This is a genomic window from Variovorax sp. GW823-FHT04B03 (assembly GCF_058796495.1).
Map to the genome: position 1 here is coordinate 1,744,416 of NZ_JBXAIT010000001.1, position 13,730 is coordinate 1,758,145.

General features: G+C 67.9%; 14 protein-coding genes and 2 tRNA genes. 8 read left to right on the plus strand and 8 right to left on the minus strand.

The window, feature by feature from the left end; genetic code table 11:
- Window positions 1-29 precede the first annotated feature (29 nt).
- Both AC1RAD_RS08165 and AC1RAD_RS08170 read right to left on the minus strand, forming a co-directional pair.
- Entirely contained in the window at window positions 30-980 is a 951-nt protein-coding gene (locus AC1RAD_RS08165; RefSeq protein ID WP_492734462.1) for a PDR/VanB family oxidoreductase, read from the minus strand.
- 3 nt (window positions 981-983) lie between these two features.
- A complete protein-coding gene (locus AC1RAD_RS08170; RefSeq protein ID WP_492734463.1) occupies window positions 984-2,060 on the minus strand; it encodes an aromatic ring-hydroxylating dioxygenase subunit alpha in 1,077 nt (358 codons plus the stop codon).
- Between the two features lie 108 nt (window positions 2,061-2,168).
- Here AC1RAD_RS08170 and AC1RAD_RS08175 point away from each other — a divergent pair, with 108 nt between their 5' ends.
- The 4 genes from AC1RAD_RS08175 (at window position 2,169) to AC1RAD_RS08190 (ending at window position 4,536) form a co-directional block, all read left to right on the plus strand.
- The gene (locus AC1RAD_RS08175) at window positions 2,169-3,137 is read left to right on the plus strand and encodes a LysR family transcriptional regulator (RefSeq protein WP_447742174.1); all 969 of its coding nucleotides are present in this window, start codon (window positions 2,169-2,171) and stop codon (window positions 3,135-3,137) included.
- Between the two features lie 106 nt (window positions 3,138-3,243).
- On the plus strand, window positions 3,244-3,714 hold the full coding sequence (locus AC1RAD_RS08180) for a DUF4124 domain-containing protein (RefSeq protein ID WP_492734464.1): 471 nt from the start codon (window positions 3,244-3,246) through the stop codon (window positions 3,712-3,714).
- A 37-nt stretch (window positions 3,715-3,751) separates the two neighbouring features.
- Window positions 3,752-4,216, plus strand: coding sequence for a ribonuclease HI family protein (locus AC1RAD_RS08185; RefSeq protein WP_492694531.1), 465 nt, complete (start codon window positions 3,752-3,754; stop codon window positions 4,214-4,216).
- A 65-nt stretch (window positions 4,217-4,281) separates the two neighbouring features.
- Window positions 4,282-4,536, plus strand: coding sequence for a DUF3297 family protein (locus AC1RAD_RS08190; RefSeq protein ID WP_062468964.1), 255 nt, complete (start codon window positions 4,282-4,284; stop codon window positions 4,534-4,536).
- A gap of 39 nt (window positions 4,537-4,575) precedes the next feature.
- On the opposite strand, the gene AC1RAD_RS08195 is transcribed toward AC1RAD_RS08190, so the two are convergent.
- Window positions 4,576-5,628, minus strand: a complete 1,053-nt coding sequence (locus tag AC1RAD_RS08195; protein WP_492734465.1) for a DUF2272 domain-containing protein — start codon at window positions 5,626-5,628, stop codon at window positions 4,576-4,578.
- A gap of 90 nt (window positions 5,629-5,718) precedes the next feature.
- On the opposite strand from AC1RAD_RS08195, the gene AC1RAD_RS08200 reads away from it, so the two are divergent.
- Window positions 5,719-6,720 carry an alpha/beta hydrolase gene (locus AC1RAD_RS08200; protein ID WP_492734466.1) on the plus strand — a complete coding sequence of 334 codons (1,002 nt, stop codon included), beginning with the start codon at window positions 5,719-5,721 and terminating at the stop codon, window positions 6,718-6,720.
- 5 nt (window positions 6,721-6,725) lie between these two features.
- Here AC1RAD_RS08200 and AC1RAD_RS08205 read toward each other — a convergent pair whose 3' ends face one another.
- Both AC1RAD_RS08205 and AC1RAD_RS08210 read right to left on the minus strand, forming a co-directional pair.
- Window positions 6,726-7,010, minus strand: a complete 285-nt coding sequence (locus tag AC1RAD_RS08205) for a hypothetical protein (RefSeq protein WP_062468955.1) — start codon at window positions 7,008-7,010, stop codon at window positions 6,726-6,728.
- A gap of 127 nt (window positions 7,011-7,137) precedes the next feature.
- Window positions 7,138-7,213: transfer RNA gene (locus tag AC1RAD_RS08210), tRNA-Lys, on the minus strand.
- Between the two features lie 150 nt (window positions 7,214-7,363).
- Here AC1RAD_RS08210 and AC1RAD_RS08215 point away from each other — a divergent pair.
- Window positions 7,364-8,071, plus strand: coding sequence for an SDR family NAD(P)-dependent oxidoreductase (locus AC1RAD_RS08215; RefSeq protein ID WP_489061801.1), 708 nt, complete (start codon window positions 7,364-7,366; stop codon window positions 8,069-8,071).
- Between the two features lie 75 nt (window positions 8,072-8,146).
- Here AC1RAD_RS08215 and AC1RAD_RS08220 read toward each other — a convergent pair.
- Window positions 8,147-8,222, minus strand: a tRNA-Ala gene (locus tag AC1RAD_RS08220).
- A gap of 88 nt (window positions 8,223-8,310) precedes the next feature.
- Between AC1RAD_RS08220 and AC1RAD_RS08225 the strand changes: the two genes are divergently transcribed.
- Entirely contained in the window at window positions 8,311-9,177 is an 867-nt protein-coding gene (locus AC1RAD_RS08225) for an alpha/beta hydrolase (RefSeq protein WP_492734467.1), read from the plus strand.
- A 34-nt stretch (window positions 9,178-9,211) separates the two neighbouring features.
- On the opposite strand, the gene AC1RAD_RS08230 is transcribed toward AC1RAD_RS08225, so the two are convergent.
- Entirely contained in the window at window positions 9,212-10,189 is a 978-nt protein-coding gene (locus tag AC1RAD_RS08230) for a GMP reductase (protein WP_062468948.1), read from the minus strand.
- Window positions 10,190-10,409: 220 nt separating this feature from the next.
- On the minus strand, window positions 10,410-11,063 hold the full coding sequence (locus AC1RAD_RS08235) for an OmpW/AlkL family protein (RefSeq protein ID WP_492734468.1): 654 nt from the start codon (window positions 11,061-11,063) through the stop codon (window positions 10,410-10,412).
- Window positions 11,064-11,262: 199 nt separating this feature from the next.
- Between AC1RAD_RS08235 and AC1RAD_RS08240 the strand changes: the two genes are divergently transcribed.
- On the plus strand, window positions 11,263-13,716 hold the full coding sequence (locus AC1RAD_RS08240) for a UvrD-helicase domain-containing protein (RefSeq protein ID WP_492734469.1): 2,454 nt from the start codon (window positions 11,263-11,265) through the stop codon (window positions 13,714-13,716).
- The last annotated feature ends 14 nt before the right edge of the window (window positions 13,717-13,730 follow it).

Genomic DNA, 13,730 nt, shown 5'->3' on the forward strand with positions numbered 1-13,730 from the left:
GTTGGGTTGTCTGCTTGTTGTTGGGGGCGTCAGAGATCGAGGACGAGCACGGCGCTGCGCGCGCGAGACACGCAGGGCAGGATGCAGGCGTGGCTGTCGCGCTCTTCGTCGCTGAGCACGAAGTCGCGGTGATCCGCCTCGCCCTCGAGCAGCGGCACCTCGCAGCTGCGGCACATGCCTTCGCGGCACGAGAAGGGAATGCTGACGTTCGCGCCTTCCAGCGCATCGAGCAGGCTCTGCCGCGGTGCGACCTCGATCCTCTGGCCGCTGCGATGCAGCACCACGGTGAAGGTGCCGGCCGGCGCTGCGGGCGTGGCTTGTTCCGGCGGTGCGAAGCGTTCGAAATGGGTGGCCGCCTTGCCGATGCCGACAACGCCTGCGGCCGTGCCGACCGCATTCATCAGCCCTTCGGGGCCGCAGCAGTAGAGGTGGGTGCCCGGGGCCGCACCGGCCAGCCAGCCCGCCAGGTCGGGTGGCGTGCCCGCCGCTTCCTGGTCCACGTGCAGCTGCACGCGGTCATGGTGGCGCGCCAATGTCCACGCATAGGCGGCACGGGCTCGCGTGCGCACGCAGTACAGCAGCTTCCAGGGCCTGGCGTTGGCCTCGCACCAGAGGATCATGCTCAGGATGGGCGTGATGCCGATGCCCCCGGCCACGAACAGATGCTCGGTGGCGGCCGGGTCGATGCCGAACAGGGCGCGTGGCGCGCCCACCTCGAGCACATCGCCCACGGCAAGGCGCTGGTGAACGAAGGCCGAGCCGCCGCGCGAAGCTGGCGCCAGGCCCACACCGAGCACGTAGCGGTGGCGCTCCAGCGGCGAGTTGGCCAGCGAGTACTGGCGGCGGATGTCGCCGGGCAGCAGCAGGTCCACATGGGCGCCCGAGGTGAAGGGCGGCAGCGCGGCGCCGTCCTGCGCACGCAACTCCAGGCCGAGCACATCCTGCGCCTCTTGCGTGAGGCGGGTGACGAGGAGCTTCATGGCTCAGGCCTTGACGGGTTCGGGCGCTGCTGTGGCGGCAGGGCGGGCCGCGGCTTCCTCGAGCGCTTCTTCTTCCAGCCGGCGCGAGACCATCCAGCGGAACTGGTTCAGCGCGGCGTCGATGCCGAAGGCCATCATCTTGAAGTCGGGTGCCAGCGCCAGGCTCTTTTGCTGCGCGGTGATGATGTCGCGGTCTTCGTCGAAGGCATCCACCACGGCCTGGTGGATCGAGTGCGTGACTTCGGGTTGGTCGATGGCGAAGTTGTGGGGATGCGCGAAGAAGTAGTGGGTGGAGTTTTCCGTCTCGGGCGTGATGGCCTGGCAGCCACGAAACTCGATCGCACCTTCGCGGTTGCCTTCGGCGGCGCCCTGGCCGGTGGGCGCCATGCCGGAGTCCATCAGCAGGATGGCCGGGATGGTGAAGTTGTAGATGTTCCATCGATCGACCCTGCTGCCCCAGTCCTTGACCGCCTGGGCGAAAGGCGGCGGCTCGGTGTCGAGGGCCCACCGGGTGATGCGCACGCCGTTGTCGATGCGTTCGACCTTGGGCTGGGCGGCGGCGTAGTCCGCACTGCCTCCCAGCGTGGTCGGGTGCACGAAGGGCAGGTGGGAAAAGTCCAGCAGGTTGTCGCAGATCAGCAGGTAGTTGACGTCGTAGTGGATGTAGCCGTCCAGGCTGCGCCAGTGCGGGTCGTCCAGCCATGGCGTGTCGGGGATCAGCGCCGGGTCGGCCTTGTCGGGGGCGCCCATCCAGATCCAGACCCAGCGGTGGCGTTGCACCACCGGGAAGGTGCGCACCCTGGCCTGGATGGGAATGCGCTTCTGGGCCGGTGCCTCGATGCACTGGCCCGAGGCGTCGAACTTCAGGCCGTGGTAGATGCAGCGCACGCAGTCGCCTTCTCGCCGTCCCACCGACAGGGGCGCGCCGCGGTGGCAGCAGCGGTCTTCCATGGCGACGATGTCGCCGTCGTCCTTGCGGTACATGAGAACGGGCACGCCGATGATGGTGCGGGCGAACAGGCCCTGCGGCGTGAGCTCGTTGTCCCAGGCAGCCACGTACCAGGTGTTTTTGATGAACATGGGGCGTCTCCTTTGTTGTTCGCCGCGTTCGGGTCACGGCATGGGCAGAGCGTAGGACGAGGGTTCTCATGTATCAATGTCATTTCAGTCATTCCTAGAATGCACAGCATGCATGCGGAAAACCTCGACCTGAATTTGCTGGCGGTCTTCGACGCGATGTTTCGCGAGGCCAGTGTCACGAAGGCCGCGCAGGGCCTCGGGCTGACGCAGAGCGCGATGAGCCATGCGCTCAACCGGCTGCGTGCTTTTTTCGACGATCCCTTGTTCGTCAAGGTCGGCAGCCGCATGGAGCCCACGCGCAAGGCCGAGGGCATGCGCGCCGCGGTGGTGGAGGTGATGACCACCGTGCGCCAGCAGATCCTGGCGGGCGCCCGGTTCGAGCCCGCACTGGCGCGACGCACCTTCACCCTGTGCATGACCGACATGGGCGAACTGGTGTTCCTGCCGCCGCTGCTCGAGCGCTTCAAGAAGGAGGCGCCCGGATGCTCGCTGCGCACGCTGCAGGTGCCGCTCGAGCAGGTCGAAGGGCTGCTTGCGTCAGGCGAGGCCGACCTGGCGGTGGGGTCCATCCGTGCGGCGCCCGAGGGGCTGTTTCATCAGCGCCTGTTCCTGCACTCCTTCGTGACCATCGCCAGCGCGCGGAACAAGGACATCGGCGCCACCCTCACGCGCGAGCGCTTCGAGGCGATGCGGCACATCGTGGTCTCGCTCACCGGCCACTCGGCGGAGAGCTACGACAAGGTGCTGGAAGACCAGGGCATCCGCCGCACCGTGGCCGTGATGACGCCTCACTTCCTGATGGTTCCGCTCCTGATGGACCGGCACGCCGATCTGCTCGCGACGGTGCCGCGCGAACTGGCGGAGGTCTTCGCCCGCATGGGCACGGTGCGCATGTTCGAGCCGCCGGTGCCCGTGCCCCAGTTTCAACTCAACCAGCACTGGCATCCGCGCTTTCACCACGACCCTGCCGTGGTCTGGCTGCGCGATGTGATGAAACATACCTTCGAGCACTACCCGCGCATCACCACGCAGGCCGAGCCTCCGGCCAGGAAAAGTGCGCGAGCCAAGTCGCGTTGACGTGCCGGTAGGCATCGACTTTTCCTCTGCTGCGAACCTCAGCCCCCACCCGTTTCTTCGTGCACGCTTGTTCGAGCGGCCGCGCACTGTTACAAAGGGCGTCTCCATGCGCTCGCCAACCATTCTTTTCGTTTCGCTGCTCTGGCTTGTCGTGGCCGCTCCGGCCGCGCAGGCGGAGGTGGTGCGTTGCACCGACGCCGACGGCCGCATCGTCTACACCGACGGCGCCTGCCCGCCGGGGACCAGGCAGTCGCGGCAGTTGCGCATCGACGAGCCACCGCCTGCGCCGCCGCGTGCCTCCAACGAGGAAGACACGCCGCGTCGGCCGGACTACGCGGCACCGTCCGCCCCACCGCCGCAGCCCGCGCCCTCGGGGCCGGCCATCATTCCGCGTTACCCGGTGGGCGAGGCGCCCGCGGCCGACCCGGGGCCGACCTACATCTGGGGCGGCGATCCGTATTACGGCCCGCCGCGACCGGGGTATCACCCCCGGCCGCCGCGTCCGCCGCGCGACCCCGGGCCTCCGCCTGGCCAGCGGCCGTGCAATCTCGCGGGCATCAAGCGCAGCAACTGCTGAGCGCGTTCGTCCCTCTTCCTCTGCTTCCTGCTTCTTCATGACCGTTGCCGCGCCCGAGCGCCTTTCCCCGTGGGTCGTCCACTGCGACGGCAGCGCCATGCCGAACCCCGGGCGCATGGGCGTCGGCGTCGTCATCACCCAGCCCGACGGCACCCGCCACACCTTCTCGCAGGCCACGCACACCACGGGCTGCAACAACGAGGCCGAGCTGCGGGCGCTGACGCTCGCGCTGCGCGAGCTGCAGGCGCGCGGCGCCACGAGCGTGCAGGCCTTCAGCGACAACAGCACGCTGGTCGAACAGTTGAGCGGCGCTGCCGACGTGCGGCCGATCGTGCGCATGGCGCCGTTGTTCGAGGAGGCACGCATGCTGCTGCAGGGCTTTGACGAGGCGCGCGTGCAATGGATTCCGCGCCACCGCAACGCCGAGGCCGATGCGCTCGCGCGGGCCGCGCTGGGCTTCGGGCCGAAACCGCCGCCCAAGGCCTGGAAGAAGCGGCGCTAGCGGCGCCCGCAAAGGGGCATGCGGCAGGTTCTATCATTCGGGTCGATTCAGACACCCGTTTTCCCATGACCGAAGAAGCCACCTCCAAGCCCACGCTGCCCGACCATCTCTCGACCGATCCGCGCAGCCCGCACCACATCCCCGCCGTGTTCGAGCACCCGATCGGCATCCGCTTCAACGGCAAGGACCGCCTGGACGTCGAGGAATACTGCATCAGCGAAGGCTGGATCAAGGTGCCCGCCGGCCGCACGCTGGACCGCAAGGGCTATCCGCTGCTGATCAAGCTCAAGGGCGCTGTCGAGGTGTACTACCGCGACTGACGGCCCGGGGCACAAGCCCCCACCGTTCCTGTTTTTCTTTCAGCGCCACTGCAGCAGCAGCGACCACGGCTGCCGGCTCATGTGGCGATCGACGCATGCGCTGCCGCCCGCCGTGCAGCCTTCAGGCAGGTAGCTCGGGTCCAGCAGCCGCGTGCCGGGCGCAAAGGCCAGGCGCCGCAAGGTGACCGACTGCAGCACGTTGCCACCCACGGCATCGAAGCCCGCCCCGTCCACACCCACCACCACATCGCAGTGCATCGGCAACGGTGCGCCGCCCGTCGGGCGCCCAGTGAGCCACTCGCCGATCTTGCCGAAGCCGTCGAGCGCGGCACCGCGCGGGCCGCGTGCATGGCAGACGAGATCGCCCGGGCGCGGCGGCGTGCGCATCAGGTCGCAGGCGCGCAAGGCTTGCGGGGTCGCGCGGCCCGCCGCTTCATCGATGCCGGCCTGCCACGCGGCGCCCGCGTAGTCGACGTGGGCCTCGGAGAAGACGAACTCGTCGGCACCGAGCCCGGCCTCGCGCGCGACCCAGCTGATGAACGCGGCGGACCAGGGCGTGTCGATCACCGCGACGCGCTGCAGGGCCACTTCGAGGGCGCGCTGGTCCGACGCGTCCAGCCCCTGGCCGGGGCCGACACCCAGGCCTTGCAGGCGCGCGGCGCTCGCCTGGTTCAGCGCGTCGGTCAATCGCGTGCGGTCGGCCGCGTGCGGGGCGCCGAAGCGAACTAGCGAGGGCAACCGCTCGCTCGACGGATCGACCGCGCGCCAGTAGCGCAGCACGCGTTGCCATGCGGGCTGCGCGTCGATCGGATAGCGCGTGTCTTCTGCTTCCGAATAGCCAGACTCGGTGAGTCGGCCTTCGGCGTCCATGGTCTGGCTGCCGAAGGCAACGTGCTCTTGTCGGGCCAGCGCGGCCATTGCGAGGGCGCGTGGCGGCGGCGGAATGTAGGAGGCCGTGGCAAGGCAGCCGGACGCTGCCGATGCGAGGGTGGGCGCCGCCGCGAACACCAGGGCTGCGCACAGCGTGCGCGCTGCGTGGCGCAGCGGTTGTGTGAGCGCGGAGGAGGGCGCGATGACGGGCGGTGGCGACATGTGAGGCGAGCATAGCGGGGCACTGCCCGTGGCAAGCAGAATGCGGGGCGCTCCCTGAAGCGCCGGGCCGTCCGGTGCAGGCGCTCCACCGTGAAGCTCAAGACCATCCTGCTGCGAATCCTCGGTGTCATCGCCGGCCTCGTTGTCGTGGGCTATGCCGCGTTCCAGTGGAGCCCGTGGCCTTCGGTGCTGATGATTCGTTACGCCTTCGGCAAGGGCTCGGACGCTGCATCGCAGTCGCTGCAGAAGCACGTGCCGCCCGGTATCGCGGCGGTGCTCGACCAGCACTACGACGAGGCCGATCCGGATGCCTACCTCGACGTGTTCCGCCCGGCCTCGGCGGGCGCGCAGCCCTTGCCCACCATCGTGTGGGTGCACGGCGGTGCCTGGGTCTCGGGCCACCGGCGCGACGTGGCGAACTACACGCGCGTGCTGGCGGGGCAGGGCTTCACTGTCGTGGCAGTGGGCTATTCGATCGCGCCGGGCCAGGGCTATCCGGGACCGGTGCGGCAGGTGAACACGGCGCTGGGTTATCTGGTGCGCGAGGCGGTGCGGCTGGGCGTGGACCCCGCGCGGCTCGTGCTGGCTGGCGACTCGGCGGGTGCGCACATCGTTGCGCAGGTCGCGAACGCGGTGGCCGTGCCCAGCTATGCCAAAGCCGTGGGTCTCACGCCCGTCATCGCGCGCGAGCAGCTGCGCGGCATACTGCTGCACTGCGGTGCCTACGACGCGGCGCAGGCCCGGCTCGACGGCGCCTTTGGCGCCTTCCTGCGGACCGTGTTCTGGTCGTACAGCGGCAGCAAGGATTTCCAGAATGCGCCGGCCTTCGAGACCGCATCGGTGCGCCGTTATGTGACCGGGGCTTTTCCGCCGTCGTTCATCACCGCGGGCAACGGCGATCCGCTCGAAGGGCAGTCGCGGTCGATGGCCGAAACATTGGCGGCGAAGGGCGTGCAGGTCGACAGCCTGTTCTTCCCCGCAGACCAGACGCCCGCACTGCCGCACGAGTACCAGTTCAACCTCGACGATGCACCGGGGCGGCTGGCGCTGGAGCGCTCGCTGCAGTTCTTGCGGCGCGTCACGGCGCCGTAGCTAGGTCAGCCCTGGGGCTTGCTCGGCAGGTCGCCTTCGCGCAGCTTGCGGCCGACCCACATCAGGCCGGTTTCATAGTCGGCGCTGCCGACCTGCACGCCGCCCACGGTGCGCAGTGCGCCGGTGCCGTCATCGGTGGCCGGGCCTTCGCCCGTGAGGTCGCCGGGGACCAGCAGGCGGCCGTCCTTCAGGAAGTCGGCGATGCGCAACTGGCGCATGCCGCGGCCCCAATGCCAGTGCTGCTTGAGGTCGAAGGATTTCGGCGATGGCGCGGGTTTGGATTTCTTCACGGGATGTCGGGGAGGGGCTTGCGAAGGGTAGCGTCGGCGCGAGCAGCAAACGTACAAGTGAACGCACCATGAAAAAAGCCTGCTACCTTGTGGGTAGCAGGCTTTCCAGCGTTGCCGCGATGTTGGTTGGTGGGCCCTGAGTGACTCGAACACTCGACCTACGGATTAAGAGTCCGCTGCTCTACCAACTGAGCTAAGAGCCCTTGCTTTGAAAACCGTTAGTGTTTTCTGGCAAGACCACGAGTATATACCAATCTTTTTGGGACTTCAAAAAATTTCTGCACATTTGTACGAGAGCGTTAGGATGCGCGACCGTCGGGGCCCCGCCCCACCCCCTATCCGAGGAGTTTTCGATGAGCGATGCAAGCAACACGCCCCATGTACTGATCACCGGCGCCGCGGGCGCGCTGGGCCGGGCCGTGGCCCAGCACTTTCTTGACCAGGGCGCGCGGCTCGCGCTGGTCGATCACCACGCCGGTCGCCTGGCCGAAGTCTTCCCGGGCCTGGACAACTCACAGCACCTGCTGCTCGCTGGCGACGTGACCTCGGCGCCCGACATGGCCGCGCTCACCGGCCAGGTGCTGCAGGCCTTCGGCCGCGTCGATGCGCTGGTGCACATTGCCGGCGGCTTCGAGATGGGCGAGGCGACGCACGCGCTCACGCGCGCGAGCTGGGACCGGATGATGAACCTCAACGCCTGGTCGTTCGTCGCCGTGACGCAGGCCGTGCTGCCCTCGATGATCGAGCGCCGCGCGGGCCGCATCATTGCGGTGACGGCCAAGGTGGCGGCGCGCGGCCTGCCGGCCATGGCGGCGTACATCGCGTCGAAGAGCGCGCTGCAGCGGCTGGTGGAATCGATGGCAGCCGAGGCCGCGCCGCACGGCGTGAACATCAACAGCGTGGCCCCCAGCGTGCTCGACACGCCGGCCAACCGCCAGGCGATGCCCGACGCGAACCCGGCCGAGTGGGTGTCGACCTCGGTCGCGGCGCAGACCATCGGCTTCCTGGCATCGCCGGGCGCTGCGGCATTGCACGGCCAGCACCTGACGCTCGACGCCTGACATTTCCCGGCGGCAGCGCACAGCTGCAAATGAAAAAGGCCTTGGCGATTGCCAAGGCCTTTTTGCTGGGTCGGTTGGTGGAGAGGAGGAGGATCGAACTCCCGACCTCCGCATTGCGAACGCGGCGCTCTCCCAGCTGAGCTACCCCCCCAACACACTGCACATTTTATCCAGCCGCGCCATTCCATGCACGCGGCCATGCCAAGATGCGCCCCGGAAAAACAAGGAGCAAACACCGCATGGAAGCGCACGACCCCGCCTGGCTGGAAGGCATGTACAACAACCTGGCGCGGGTGAAGGACCACCCCGCCTACTTCGCGCGCTGGGGGCGCGATTCCGCCGCGGCACGCGACACGCTGCCATGCCGCATCGGCGTGCCCTACGGCACCGGCCCGAACGAAACGCTCGACGTCTTTCCGGCGCCCGTGCCCGATGCGCCGGTGCTGGTCTTCATCCACGGCGGCTACTGGCGCGCCATGGACAAGAAGGACCATTCGTTCATCAGCCCCGCCTTCCACGACCGCGGCATCTGCGTGGTGCAGCCCAACTACGCGCTGTGCCCGGGTCCGGTCGACCAGCCGGTGACGGTGCCGGGCATCCTCTTGCAGATGGTGCGGGCGCTCGAATGGACGTGGCGCCACGTGGCGGCGCATGGCGGCGACCCTTCGCGCATCACCGTCGCGGGGCATTCTGCAGGCGGCCACATGGCGGCGGCGTTGCTGGCCTGCGACTGGAAGGCGGTGGCGCCCGATCTGCCCGCGCAGCTCGTGCGCAATGCGCTGTCGGTTTCGGGGTTGTTCGACCTGCGGCCGCTGCAGCGCACGCCCTTCCTCGAGCACACGCTGAAGCTCACCGATGCCGACGCGCGGCGCGCAAGCCCGGCGCTGTGGCCTGCGCCGGCGCGCGGCCAGCTCTATGCGGCGGTGGGGGGCAACGAGAGCGCTGAATTCCTGCGCCACAACGCGATGATCCGCGAGGCCTGGGGCCGCCATACCGTGCCGGTGTGCGAGGTGCTGCCGGGGCTGGACCACTTCGGTGTGGTCGATGCGCTGGCCGATCCGGCGCATGCGTTGCACCGCTACGCGGTGCAACTGCTCGAGGCCTGAAGGAAAAGACGGGCGGACAGACCGCCCGTCGCGCTCACATCAGCAGGTGTTCGCCGGCGTTGTCGCCGCCCAGCGTGACGTAGTTGACCTTGCGGATGTCCATCAGCGTGCGGCCGCCGGCGTAGCTGATCGAGCTTTGCACGTCCTGCTCCATCTCGACCAGCGTGTCGGCCAGCTTGCCCTTGATGGGCTCGAGGATGCGCTTGCCTTCGACGTGCTTGTACTCGCCCTTGTTGAAGTCGCTGGCCGAGCCGTAGTACTCCTTGAAGAGCGTGCCGTCGACGTCGACCGTCTTGCCCGGCGACTCTTCGTGGCCCGCGAACAGCGAGCCGATCATGACCATCGACGCGCCGAAGCGGATGCTCTTGGCGATGTCGCCGTGGTCGCGGATGCCACCGTCGGCAATGATCGGCTTGGTCGCCACGCGCGCGCACCACTTGAGCGCCGACAGCTGCCAGCCGCCCGTGCCGAAACCGGTCTTGAGCTTGGTGATGCAGACCTTGCCCGGGCCGATGCCGACCTTGGTCGCGTCGGCGCCCCAGTTCTCCAGGTCGATCACGGCTTCGGGCGTGCCGACGTTGCCGGCGATCACGAACGACTTCGGCAGCTTGGCCTTGAGGTAGCCGATCATGTTCTTCACGCTGTCGGCATGGCCGTGCGCGATGTCGATCGTGATGTATTCGGGCACGAGGCCTTGGGCCACCATCTGGTCGACGGTGTCGTAGTCGGGCTTCTTCACGCCCAGCGAGATCGAGGCGAACACGCCCTTGCCCTGCATGTCCTTCACGAACTGGACGTTGTCCAGGTCGAAGCGGTGCATCACGTAGAAGTAGCCGTTCTGCGCGAGCCACAGGCAGATCGACTCGTCGACCACCGTTTTCATGTTGGCAGGCACCACCGGCAGGCGGAAGGTGCGTTCGCCCAGCGTGACGCTGGCGTCGCATTCCGAGCGGCTTTCCACGCGGCATTTGCGCGGCAGCAGAAGGATGTTGTCGTAATCGAAGATTTGCATGACCAGGCTCCAAAAAGGAATCGTTGAGTGGAACGAATGAGCGCTTGGTCCGGCCGGCTCTCGTGGTCGCGTCATGAAAATGACGGCCAAAAAAAACCGGACGCAAGAAACTTGGGCCCGGTGATTGATTTTACGGCCATGGCGATGATGCGCAAGTTGCCGGGGCGTATTGACCCTATGGGTTGCAGCGTATACCCGACGACCGCCGTGCGCTTCTTTGTCAGAACCGGTAACCGATGCCCACGCCGAACAGCCACGGGTCGACCTTCACGGTCGACAGCTGCACGCCATTCATGTTCACGGCGCTGCGGATGCGCAGCTTCTTCACGTCGATGTTGAGGTAGGTGTTCTTCGCCACCTCGATGTCGACACCGGCGCCCAGCGCGAGGCCGAAGCTCTCGTTCTGCAGCTGCAGGCGCCCGACCGTCGGCACCTGCAGGTTGACGCTGCTCAGGCGCGTGTAGTTCAGGCCCGCGCCGATGTAGGGGCGGATCTTCGCGGTGGGCATGAAGTGGTACTGCAGCATCAGCGAGGGCGGCAGGTGCTTGAAGGTGCCGATGTCCACCGGGCCGCCCAGCGCGCTCTGTTGCACGGTGACCGTCTGTTTCTGCGGCACCGTCAGCACCAGCTCGGCGGCGATGTTCGGCGTGAAGAAGTAGGTGACGTCCAACTCGGGGATGGTCTTGCTGTTGACCGTGATGGCATCGGCCGGAATCGACAGGTCGGCCACCGGGGCCGAGTGGTTCGCCGGCTTCAGGTACACGGCGCGGGCGCGCACCAGCCAGTTGCCTTGTGCTTCCTGCGCTGCGGCCGGCAGGGCGGCCATGGCGCCGAGCAGGGCGGCGAGGCAGGCGGGGGCGAATTTCTTGGGCATGGGTTCTCCAGTGACGGCCGGCGCGCAGGGCCGGCAACTGAGAGGCAGTCTCCCGCCGGGCACGGCCGTCTCGCTTGATCTGTCGCAAGCGCGGCGGGCCGGCGCACGCGAGCGAGCACTGCCTTGATCCAGGTCATGCCCGCAGGGGCAAGCGCGCTCGGCGAGGCCCTGGGCGGGGCAGCTTTCTACAATGGCACCCATGCTCCCTCACGACCTGTTTTCCGGCGCGTCCGCAGCCGATGCGGGCGGCCCTGCCTCGCCGTTGCTGAACAACCTCAACGCCGAGCAGCTTGCTGCCGTCACGCTGCCCGCGGGCAATGCCCTCATCCTTGCCGGTGCCGGCTCCGGCAAGACGCGGGTGCTCACCACCCGCATCGCCTGGCTGCTGCAGACGGGGCAGGTGTCCGCCGGCGGCATCCTGGCCGTCACTTTCACCAACAAGGCCGCCAAGGAAATGATGACGCGGCTGACCGCGATGCTGCCGGTGAACGTGCGCGGCATGTGGATCGGCACCTTCCACGGCCTGTGCAACCGCCTGCTGCGCGCGCACTGGAAGCTGGCCAACCTGCCCTCGACCTTCCAGATCCTCGACACGCAGGACCAGCTCTCGGCCATCAAGCGCCTGATGAAGCAGTTCAACGTCGACGACGAGCGTTTTCCGGCCAAGCAGACCCAATGGTTCATCGCCGGCGCCAAGGAAGACGGCCTGCGCCCCGGCGACATCGAGGCTCGCAGCGACGACGACCGCAAGAAGGTCGAGCTCTACCAGCTGTACGAAGAGCAGTGCCAGCGCGAAGGCGTGGTCGACTTCGGCGAGCTGATGCTGCGCAGCTACGAGCTGCTGCGCGACAACGAGCCCGTGCGCGAGCACTACCAGCGGCGCTTCCGCCACATCCTGGTCGACGAGTTCCAGGACACCAACCGCCTGCAGTACGCATGGCTGAAGATGCTCGCGGGCCACACGGCGATCGGCGGCCACTTCACGCCGGGCGAGCACAACAGCGTGATCGCCGTGGGCGACGACGACCAGAGCATCTACGCCTTCCGCGGCGCGCGCGTGGGCAACATGACCGACTTCGTGCGCGAGTTCGACGTGCGCCGCCAGATCGTCCTGGAGCAGAACTACCGCAGCTACAGCAACATCCTCGATTCGGCCAACGAGCTCATCAGCCACAACAAGAAGCGCCTGGGCAAGAACCTGCGCACCGACCAGGGGCCAGGCGAGCCCGTGCGCGTGTACGAATCGCCCACCGACCTCGCCGAGGCGCAGTGGATGGTCGAGGAAATGCGCCAGCTGGCGCGCGACGGCTTCGACCGCAAGGAAATGGCCGTGCTCTACCGCAGCAATGCGCAGAGCCGGGTGATTGAAACGGCGCTGTTCAACGCCTCGGTGCCGTACCGCGTGTACGGCGGCCTGCGCTTCTTCGAGCGCGCCGAAATCAAGCATGCGCTGGCCTACCTGCGCCTGCTGGAGAACAAGGACGACGACACCAGCTTCCTGCGCGTCGTCAACTTCCCGCCGCGCGGCATCGGCGCACGCACGCTCGAAAGCCTGCAGGACGCGGCGCGCGCCGCCGGGCGCTCGCTGCACGACGCGGTGAGCGCGGTCGGCGGCAAGGCCGGCTCGAACCTCACGGCCTTCGTCGCCAAGATCGACGTGCTGCGCGAGCAGACCCAGGGTGTGAGCCTGCGCGAGATCATCGAGCTGGTGCTCGACCACAGCGGCCTCGTCGAACACTACAAGGCCGACCGCGAAGGCGCCGACCGCATCGAGAACTTGGACGAACTCGTGAACGCGGCCGAAAGCTTCGTCACGCAGGAAGGCTTCGGCCGTGACGCCGTGGCGCTGCCGGTCGACGAGCTGCGCCAGTCGCCCGCCAGCCAGGGGCTCGACCCCAGCCGGCCGGTGCTCGACGAGCCGCTGGCGCCCGATGCCGAAACCGGCGAAACGCTGAGCCCGCTCGCGGCCTTCCTGACGCATGCGGCCCTCGAGTCGGGCGACAACCAGGCGCAGGCCGGCCAGGACGCGGTGCAGCTCATGACCGTGCACGCCGCCAAGGGCCTGGAGTTCGACTGCGTGTTCATCACCGGCATGGAAGAGGGCCTGTTCCCGCACGAGAACTCGATGAGCGATTTCGAGAGCCTCGAGGAAGAGCGCCGCCTGATGTATGTGGCCATCACGCGCGCACGCAAGCGCCTGTACCTGAGCCATTCGCAGACGCGCATGCTGCACGGCCAGACCCGCTACAACGTCAAGAGCCGCTTCTTCGACGAGCTGCCGGAAGGCGCGCTCAAGTGGCTCACGCCGAAGAACCAGGGCTTTGCGCCTTCGGCCTTCGGCTATGGCGGCGGCTATGGCAGCACGCGCGGCGGTGCCGGCGGCTACGGTGGTGGGGGAGGCGGCGGCAATCGCTACGGTGGTGGCGGCAGCAGCGCCGGCAAGGACACTTTCGCCAGCCCACCCGTGCCGCCGCAGAAGACCGCGCCGTCGCACGGCCTGCGTTCAGGCATGCAGGTGTTCCACAACAAGTTCGGCGAGGGCACGGTGACTGCGCTGGAAGGCACCGGCGACGACGCGCGGGCACAGGTGAAGTTCGCGCGCCACGGCGTGAAGTGGTTGGCGCTGTCGGTGGCGAAGCTCACGCCGGTCTGAGTCTGGCGGTCCCG

Bases quoted from the DNA above. Each gene is read 5' to 3' on its own strand.
- AC1RAD_RS08240 (WP_492734469.1), top strand. From the start codon at position 11,263: ATGCTCCCTCACGACCTGTTTTCCGGCGCGTCCGCAGCCGATGCGGGC.
- AC1RAD_RS08195 (WP_492734465.1), bottom strand. From the start codon at position 5,628: ATGTCGCCACCGCCCGTCATCGCGCCCTCCTCCGCGCTCACACAACCG.
- AC1RAD_RS08185 (WP_492694531.1), top strand. From the start codon at position 3,752: ATGACCGTTGCCGCGCCCGAGCGCCTTTCCCCGTGGGTCGTCCACTGC.
- AC1RAD_RS08190 (WP_062468964.1), top strand. From the start codon at position 4,282: ATGACCGAAGAAGCCACCTCCAAGCCCACGCTGCCCGACCATCTCTCG.
- AC1RAD_RS08230 (WP_062468948.1), bottom strand. From the start codon at position 10,189: ATGCAAATCTTCGATTACGACAACATCCTTCTGCTGCCGCGCAAATGC.
- AC1RAD_RS08225 (WP_492734467.1), top strand. From the start codon at position 8,311: ATGGAAGCGCACGACCCCGCCTGGCTGGAAGGCATGTACAACAACCTG.
- AC1RAD_RS08180 (WP_492734464.1), top strand. From the start codon at position 3,244: ATGCGCTCGCCAACCATTCTTTTCGTTTCGCTGCTCTGGCTTGTCGTG.
- AC1RAD_RS08235 (WP_492734468.1), bottom strand. From the start codon at position 11,063: ATGCCCAAGAAATTCGCCCCCGCCTGCCTCGCCGCCCTGCTCGGCGCC.
- AC1RAD_RS08170 (WP_492734463.1), bottom strand. From the start codon at position 2,060: ATGTTCATCAAAAACACCTGGTACGTGGCTGCCTGGGACAACGAGCTC.
- AC1RAD_RS08175 (WP_447742174.1), top strand. From the start codon at position 2,169: ATGCATGCGGAAAACCTCGACCTGAATTTGCTGGCGGTCTTCGACGCG.
- AC1RAD_RS08215 (WP_489061801.1), top strand. From the start codon at position 7,364: ATGAGCGATGCAAGCAACACGCCCCATGTACTGATCACCGGCGCCGCG.
- AC1RAD_RS08165 (WP_492734462.1), bottom strand. From the start codon at position 980: ATGAAGCTCCTCGTCACCCGCCTCACGCAAGAGGCGCAGGATGTGCTC.